This is a genomic window from Saccharomonospora iraqiensis subsp. paurometabolica YIM 90007 (assembly GCF_000231035.2).
GTDB lineage: Bacteria > Actinomycetota > Actinomycetes > Mycobacteriales > Pseudonocardiaceae > Saccharomonospora > Saccharomonospora paurometabolica.
In genome coordinates this window covers 23672-30998 of record NZ_KI912247.1, presented here as the reverse complement: position 1 = coordinate 30998, position 7327 = coordinate 23672, and the positions used below count along the sequence as shown (strand labels likewise).

Sequence of the window (7327 nt, the reverse complement as noted above, 5' to 3'; positions counted from 1 at the left end):
TCGGTGTGCGGGCCCGCGCTGAAGCGGATCGGTGCCGAGCCGCTCAGCGACGAGTAGCGGCCCGCCGCCCCGCGGGGGAGCGCGGGGATCGGCGGGCCGGAACCGGTGCGCACGAACCGGGGGGAGATGAAGGCGGTGGGCGTGTTCGCTCGGGGGCGGGCACGCCCACCGCGCTCGTCGGTGTCCGCGACCGTGCTCGGGTGCGCGGCGCTCAGGTGCGGGGCGGTTTCGTCAGCCGCCGCGTACACACGCGCAGCGACCGGCGCAACTGTTCCACCTGCTCCGGGGCCAGCTCCGCGAGCATGTCCCGCTCGATGTCGTCCACCTCGACCTCGATCCGGTCGAGCAGGCGCGCCCCCTCGTCGGTGAGGTGGATGCGCAGCACCCGCTTGTTCGTGGGCGCCTGGGTGCGGGCGATGAGTCCGCGCCGCTCCAGGGCGGCGATGAGCTCCTGCATCGTCTGCGCGCTGACGAACGACCGGCGGGCGAGCTGGGCCGACGACTGGCCGGGGATCCGGCGCAGCGCGGCCAGCGCGGTGTACTGGGTGGTCGTGAGCCCGTGCGGGCGCGCGGCGGAGTCGATGTGGGCGCGCACGGCCAGTTCGAGTTGTTTGACGAGGTAGGCCGTCCGGGCCGGCGCCGACTCCTCGGTGCGGTGCTGGCCGTTCACCGTGAGCAGGCTATCACCAACGGTGACGTGCGCCACGCACGGTCGGTGGTATCGCCCGCTCGTGCGGCGGATTCACCACGCCGGGACCGCCGGTCACGGTGCCGTCCCGGTGCACAGCGTCGTCCCGGTGCACAGCGTCGTCCCGGTGAACAGCGGTCACGGTGTCGTCCGGGTGAACAGCAGGTCACGACTGGCCCGCCCCTCGGTCCGGGCGCGCTGCTCGAACTTGGTCACCGGACGCCAGGACGGGCGCGGTGCCCAGCCGTCGTAGGCGTTGCGCAGCCTCGGCTCGGCCTCGCACACCTCGAGCATCTGCTCGGCGTAGTCGGCCCAGTCGGTGGCCAGGTGCAGCGTCGCCCCCTCGGCCATCCGGGAGGCCAGCAGCGCGACGAAACCGGGCTGGATCAGCCTGCGCTTGTGGTGCCGCTTCTTCGGCCAGGGATCCGGATACAGGATCCGCACGGTGGACAGCGCCCCCTCGGCGACGTGGGAGGTCAGCAGCTCCACGGCGTCGCCCTTGACCAGCCGGAGGTTGTCCACCCCGAGCTGCTCGGCGCGCAGCAGCAGTTGCCCGAGCCCCGCCTCGTAGACCTCGACGGCGACGTAGTTGACCTCCGGTTCGGCCGCCGCGAGCCGGGCGGTGGTCTCCCCCATCCCGGAGCCGATCTCCAGCACCACGGGGGCCTCGCGCCCGAACCACCCGCCGAAGTCGATCGGCCCGGCCGGCAGGTCCGGCACCGTCGTCCCCCACGTCGGCCACAAACGGTCCCACGCGCGTTGCTGGCCGACCGTCATCCGCCCGCCGCGTTTGACGTAGCTGACCACGGTGCGCAGGTGCGGCTGCTGTTGTTCTCCCACGAACGGGCACGATAGCCGCACCGTGGTGGTCCCCGGCCCCGGAGGGCGACGGGGCCGGTCGAGCACGGTCGGCGGTGGCTCAGCGCACCGCTTCGAACTCACCCAGCCGTGCGCGCAGGCCGGCCAGGCCCGCCACCGGGATCGGCGCGGGGGTCGTGCCGCTGTGCGCGGGGAGCACGTCGATCCAGCCGGGGTGCCGGTCGGTGTTCAGGATCGTCGTGGGAATCCGGTGGCCCTGCCTGCCCCGCTCGGAGGGCATGAACTCCCAGTAGCCCGACTCGCCGTCGGCGGCCCACGGCACGTACTCCCACCCGGGCCGGGTCGCCAGCAGCCGGTCGATCCGGTCCTCCACGCGGAACCCGTCGGCGCGGGAGGCCAGCGTGCCCGCGGCCACCGCCCGCAGCCACCACGGCGACGGCACCGGCCCGCTCACCGCGCATGCCGCGCGGTACAGCGCCAGCACCTCGTCCTCGGGCGCACGGTGCAGCCAGGCCACCCGGAGGTCGGCGGGCCGGGAGGCGTCGGTGATCCCGAACGGTTGTTCGATCGCGCCGGCCCATTCCAGTTCCACCATCGGTTCCAGCCGCGGGGACGGCACCACCGGGTACGGGGCCGTCCCGCGGCCCGCGTCCACCGCCGCGGGCTCCGGTGCCGCGGATTCCGCCGCCACCGCTTCCGCTGCCGTCGGCGGGGCCTCCGCCGAGTTCGCTGCCACCGCCGGATTCGCTGCCGTCGGGTCCACCGCGGTCCGGGTCACCGCCGCCGGGTTCCGTGTCGCCGCCAAGGGGTCACCTCCGTGGAGCTTTCCTGACGCCGGAATACCCACCGTCGCGTCGGTGCACATCCGGAAACCTTTCCGGGTGAATCGGCCCACGGTGGGTTAACCGTCATTAAACCATTCCCGGCGCCCGCGGAGGTGAAAAGCGGGTCACGGAACCGTTTCCGGGACCCGCTTCCCGTTCCGTGGAACCGTGATCAGGCGTCCCTCCGATTGGCGACCACGAGCGACACGGCCAGCAGTGCGGCCGCGACCACGGCGAAGTAGAGCAGCGCCCCGCCCTGGCTCAGGGTCGAGGTGGACAGTGGCATTCCCGCCTCGACCACGCGGTCCCCGTTCGCCTCACCGCTCCCGGTGAGGAACTTGTGTGCCACGTTGAACGGCATCCACGCGTAGATGTCGTCCCCGATCGTCGGGATCAGTTGGACCAGCCCCTCCACGGCGAGGCTGTAGATCATCAACAACGAGATCGCCCCGGCGCTGTGCCGCACCAGAATCCCGACCGCCACCGCGATGACGGCGGAGATCGCGAAGATCACCCCGACCCCCGCGACGTTGATCCAGTCGGCGGTGCTGTCCAGTGCGAGGTCGTGGACGGGAGCCAGCAGCAGGGCCAGTCCCCAGCACGTGAAGGCAATGATCTCGCCGAGGATCAGCGAGATGATCGCGACGACCGTGGTCTTGGCCAGCAGTGCCTTCGTCCGGTTGGGCACGGCCTGGAACGTCGTGCGGATGGTGCTGAACCGGTACTCGGTCGTCACGGCGAGCGCGGCGAGCACCATGATCACGGCGAGGCCGAAGGTGTAGCCGAACTGGGTGGTCGCGACGGTGGCGGGAAAGCGCTCACTCGCGTTGCCGACCACGAGCGCGGTGAAGCCGGCGGTGAGTGCGATACCCGCGATCGCGCACCACCAGGGTGAGCGGGTGGTGAGGAGTTTGATGCGTTCGACGGCGAGCAGAGTCATGATTTCCTCGGTCGGTCTCGGTGGGCGGTGTGGTCGTCCGGGCGGGGTCAGGCCCCGGCGGGGGTGGGTGCCTCGGCGTCGTCGGCACCGAAGTCGGCGTGGTACTCCACCGAGTCCCCGGTGATCTGCATGAACGCCTGCTCCAGCGAGCCGCGCTGTGGGCTCAGCTCGTGCAGCACGACCTGCTCCCGTGCGGCGAGCTCGCCGATCTTCTCGCTGTCCATCCCGGTGACCAGGACGCCGTCGTCGACGTCGGTGCATTCGGCGCCCGCCTCGGCCAGCGTGCCCCGCAACCGGTCGATCTCCGGGCTGCGCACCTTGACGGTCAGGGCGGACGCACGGGCCACGAACTCGTCGGTGCCGCTCTGCGCGATCAGCTCGCCCTTGCCGATCACGACGAGCTCGCTCGCGGTCTGCGCCATCTCGGACAGCAGGTGGCTGGACACGAACACCGTGCGCCCCTCCTCGGCGAGGCGCTGCATGAACCGGCGGATCCAGAGGATGCCCTCCGGGTCGAGACCGTTGACCGGTTCGTCGAACAACAGCACCTCGGGATCACCCAGCAACGCCGCCGCGAGCCCGAGCCGTTGGGACATGCCGAGCGAGAAGCCCCCGGCCCGTTTGCCGGCGACGTCGGTGAGTCCCACCGCGTCGAGCACCTCGTCGACACGGCGCTCCGGGATGCGGTTCGACTTCGCCATCCAGCGCAGGTGCGCCCGCGCGGACCGGTTCGGGTGCACCCACCGTGCCTCCAGCAGTGCCCCCACGGTCCGCAGCGGGTGGCGCAGGTCGCGGTAGCGCTCGCCCGCGATGCGCACCTCCCCGGAGGTGGGGTTGTCCAGCCCGAGCATCATCCGCATCGTGGTGGACTTGCCCGCCCCGTTCGGCCCGAGGAACCCGGTGACCTTACCCGGTTGCACGTCGAACGAGAGGTCGTTCACCGCGAGGGTGTTGCCGTAGCGCTTGGTGAGGCCGCGTGCCTCGATCATCTGTGTCCTCCAGTGCGGCCCGTGCCGCAGAGATGCCTGTGTCACGAGGGTGGGTCACCACGGACGCCCGGCCTCGGGCGGGGCCGCGTCCGCGGCGGGCCGTGGTGAACCACCCCCGCCCCCGCTCGAACGAGGATGCCGCATCGGGCCGGCCGCGACGTCGGTGATCACCCTGATTTCGACCCTGATCCCGCCCGGAGCCCGGTCGCGCAGAGTTGATGAACGGCGGTTCAATAATTGGGTGGGGCGACCGCGGAGGATCAGTGCCGACCGGCTGCCGGAGGCGGCCGGTGCGGTCATCGGACCACGGCCACCGCCTCGCCCGGGGCGATCTCGATGTCGACCCCGTCGAGCGCCCGCTGGGTGCCGTAGGTCTTGACCAGTCCCCGCCCGGCCAGTGCCGGTGCGGACGCCCCGGTCGGCACCGGTGGTCGGCCCGGATTCGCACCGGTGTCCGCTCCGCCCACCGGGATCGTCGTGTTCCTCCCGAAAACCATGGCAGGAACCCTCTCCCGGGTTCGGGGCCGACCGCGTCGGACGGACGGCCCGGAACCCGGGCCGGGAAATCGGCCGATCGGCCGAGCCGCCCTCGGCCCCACGGCCGCTGGGCCGAACCACCGCCTACTCGACCGCCTTGACGGTCAGGGCGGACGCACGGGCCACGAACTCGTCGGTGCCGCTCTGCGCGATCAGCTCGCCCTTGCCGATCACGACGAGGTCGCTTGCCTGATTCCCGCCCGGAGTCCGGTTGCGCGGATTAATGAACAATGGTTCAATAACCGGGTGGGGCGACCGCGGAGGATCAGTGCCGACCGGCTGCTGGAGGCGGCCGGTGCGGTCATCGGCCGGGTCGGGCCGGGTTTCACGCTGGCCGCGGTGGCCGAGGAGGCCGGTGTGTCCGTGGGCAGCGTGGCGGGGCGGTTCGGCTCCCGGCACGGACTGCTGGTGGCGTTGACCGAGGCGGGCACGGCGGCGGTGGTGACGCGGATGCGTGAGACGGCCGCCGCTGCGCCCGACGCGCGCACCGGCGTGCGGGAGGCGCTGACCGCCGCCTTCGGCGGGCTGGACGACCCGGAGACGGCGGTCAACCACCTCGGCCAGCTCGGCGTCGACGTGGCCGATCCGGCGTTGCGGGAGCTACTGGGGGCCCACTACCGCGCTCTGGAGGCCGAGGTGGCCGCCGTGCTCGGCCGGGACCGGGCGCGGGAGTGGAGCGCCCCGGAGGCCGCCGTGGCCGCACGGGTGCTGGTGGCCACGGCGAACGGCACCGCCTTCGACTGGTCGGTGCGGCCGCGGGGCCGGCTGACCGATCGCCTCGCACACGACCTGGACCTGTGTCTGAGGAGCTGGTGGACATGACCACGACCGGCGGTGCCGGAACCGGACCGGGACAGCCACTGCGCGGCCGGACCGCGCTGGTCACCGGGGCGACCAGGGGATGCGGCCGGGCGATCGCGGTGGAGCTGGGACGTGCGGGCGCCACGGTGTTCGTCACCGGCCGCAGCACCCGCGCCGATGCCTCGGTGCTGGGTCGTCCCGAGACGATCGAGGGCACCGCCGAACTCGTGGACGCCGCCGGTGGCCGGGGTGTCCCGGTGCGCTGCGACTTCACGTCCGTGGCCGACGTCGACGCGCTGCGCGAGCGGGTCGAGGCGACCACCGACGGGCTGGACGTCCTCGTGGACGACGTGTGGGGCGGCGACCGCTACGTCGATTTCTCGTCCGCCTACTGGGACTCCGATCTGGACGACGCGTTGACCATGGTCCGCAACGGGATCGAGAGTCACCTGATCGCGTTGCACCGGTTACTGCCGTGTGTGGTGCGCCGCCCGGGTGGTCTGGTCGTCGAGGTGACCGACGGCGAGGACGACGACTACGTCGGGGCGGGCGTCCCGTACTACCTGGTGAAGTGCGGTATCCGGGCGATCGGCCGCGCACTCGGCGCCGAGCTGGCCTCGTCCGGGGTGACCGGGCTGAGCGTCACGCCCGGGTTCCTGCGTTCCGAGGCGATGCTGGAGCTGTTCGGCGTCACCGAGGACACCTGGCGGGACGCGGTCACCGACGAACGGCCCGAGTTCGCCGTGTCGGAGACCCCGTACTACCTGGCGCGGGGGGTCGCCGCGCTCGCGGCCGACCCGGAGCGCGACCGGTTCGCCGGCCGGACGCTCGCGTCGTGGACGCTGATGCACACCTACGGCGTGACCGACGTGGACGGCTCCCGCCCCGACTTCGGGCGCTACTTCCGGGAGGTGTTCCGGGCGGGACGCGACCCGCGCACGATCGACCCGGCCCCGTACCGCTGACCCGGGCGCGCGGCGGGGCGCGTGGGAGAATGCCCGCCGTGGCAGGCGAGGGGGCGCAGTGAGCGCGGCGCCGGACGGGACCGGGGCCGCGGGTCCGCTGTCGGCCGCGGTGGCGGAGATGTGCCTGCGTCTGCGGTCGCAGGTCTCCCCGCAGACCGCCGACGGCCTCACCCGCGTCGTGCGCCGACTGCACGCACCTTTGCAGGTCGCCGTGGCCGGTCGCCTCAAGTCGGGCAAGTCCACGCTGGTCAACGCGTTGATCGGGCGGCGGGTCGCGCCCACCGGGGTCGGGGAGTGCACCCGCCTGGTCACCCGCTTCCGGTACGGCACGGTCGACCGCATCGAGGTCGTGTTCCGGGACGGCACCACGACGGCGCTGCCGTTCGCCCCGGACGGCATGATCCCCGCCGACCTCGGGCGGGACCTCGACCGTGTCTCGCACCTGGAGGCGTACCTGACCAGTGCCGCGTTGCGGCACATGACCGTGGTCGACACCCCCGGGCTCGGCTCGCCGGACCCCGGCACGGCCTCCCGGGCCGAGGACCTGCTGCACCTCACCCGCCCGGCGGGGGTCACCCCGGAGTCCACCGGGGACGGCGGCGGCGACGGGGGCGAGGGCACCGGCCCGGACCGGTCCGCGGGCACCGACGGCCCCGGCGAGCTGGACGCGACCTCGCGCGCCGCGGTGACCGACGCCGAGGCCGTCCTGCACGTGGTGACCCAGACGGTCCGCGCCGACGACGAGCAGGCCCTGGCGGCGTTCA

8 protein-coding genes and 2 pseudogenes are annotated in these 7327 nt (G+C 72.8%); 3 read left to right on the top strand and 7 right to left on the bottom strand.

All coding sequences use genetic code 11. From position 1 onward, the window contains the following. Window positions 1-211: 211 nt before the first annotated feature. The 7 genes and pseudogenes from SACPADRAFT_RS0214390 to SACPADRAFT_RS34420 form a co-directional block, all read right to left on the bottom strand. The gene (locus tag SACPADRAFT_RS0214390; protein ID WP_040924409.1) at window positions 212-670 is read right to left on the bottom strand and encodes a MarR family winged helix-turn-helix transcriptional regulator; all 459 of its coding nucleotides are present in this window, start codon (window positions 668-670) and stop codon (window positions 212-214) included. Window positions 671-826: 156 nt separating this feature from the next. Continuing rightward, the gene (gene trmB, locus SACPADRAFT_RS0214385; protein WP_028662467.1) at window positions 827-1528 is read right to left on the bottom strand and encodes a tRNA (guanosine(46)-N7)-methyltransferase TrmB; all 702 of its coding nucleotides are present in this window, start codon (window positions 1526-1528) and stop codon (window positions 827-829) included. A 79-nt stretch (window positions 1529-1607) separates the two neighbouring features. After that, a complete protein-coding gene (locus SACPADRAFT_RS0214380; protein ID WP_157577180.1) occupies window positions 1608-2102 on the bottom strand; it encodes a hypothetical protein in 495 nt (164 codons plus the stop codon). A 401-nt stretch (window positions 2103-2503) separates the two neighbouring features. Beyond that, window positions 2504-3271 (bottom strand): ABC transporter permease, encoded by a 768-nt coding sequence (locus tag SACPADRAFT_RS0214375; RefSeq protein WP_007025728.1) that lies wholly within the window; start codon window positions 3269-3271, stop codon window positions 2504-2506. A gap of 47 nt (window positions 3272-3318) precedes the next feature. Then, window positions 3319-4260 carry an ABC transporter ATP-binding protein gene (locus tag SACPADRAFT_RS0214370; RefSeq protein WP_007025729.1) on the bottom strand — a complete coding sequence of 314 codons (942 nt, stop codon included), beginning with the start codon at window positions 4258-4260 and terminating at the stop codon, window positions 3319-3321. 302 nt (window positions 4261-4562) lie between these two features. Then, window positions 4563-4757, bottom strand: a pseudogene (locus SACPADRAFT_RS31565) (ABC transporter ATP-binding protein); the annotation flags it as partial. A 136-nt stretch (window positions 4758-4893) separates the two neighbouring features. Continuing rightward, window positions 4894-4986 (bottom strand): annotated as a pseudogene (locus SACPADRAFT_RS34420) (ABC transporter ATP-binding protein); the annotation flags it as partial. 57 nt (window positions 4987-5043) lie between these two features. Here SACPADRAFT_RS34420 and SACPADRAFT_RS0214355 point away from each other — a divergent pair. The 3 genes from SACPADRAFT_RS0214355 to SACPADRAFT_RS27800 all read left to right on the top strand — a co-directional run. Next, a complete protein-coding gene (locus tag SACPADRAFT_RS0214355) occupies window positions 5044-5619 on the top strand; it encodes a TetR/AcrR family transcriptional regulator (protein ID WP_007025731.1) in 576 nt (191 codons plus the stop codon). Beyond that, window positions 5616-6563 (top strand): SDR family oxidoreductase, encoded by a 948-nt coding sequence (locus tag SACPADRAFT_RS0214350; protein ID WP_007025732.1) that lies wholly within the window; start codon window positions 5616-5618, stop codon window positions 6561-6563. Before SACPADRAFT_RS0214355 ends, SACPADRAFT_RS0214350 begins: the two co-directional genes overlap by 4 nt. Window positions 6564-6681: 118 nt before the next feature. Further along, window positions 6682-7327: dynamin family protein (locus SACPADRAFT_RS27800; RefSeq protein WP_198048335.1), on the top strand; the 646-nt coding region annotated here is incomplete at its 3' end.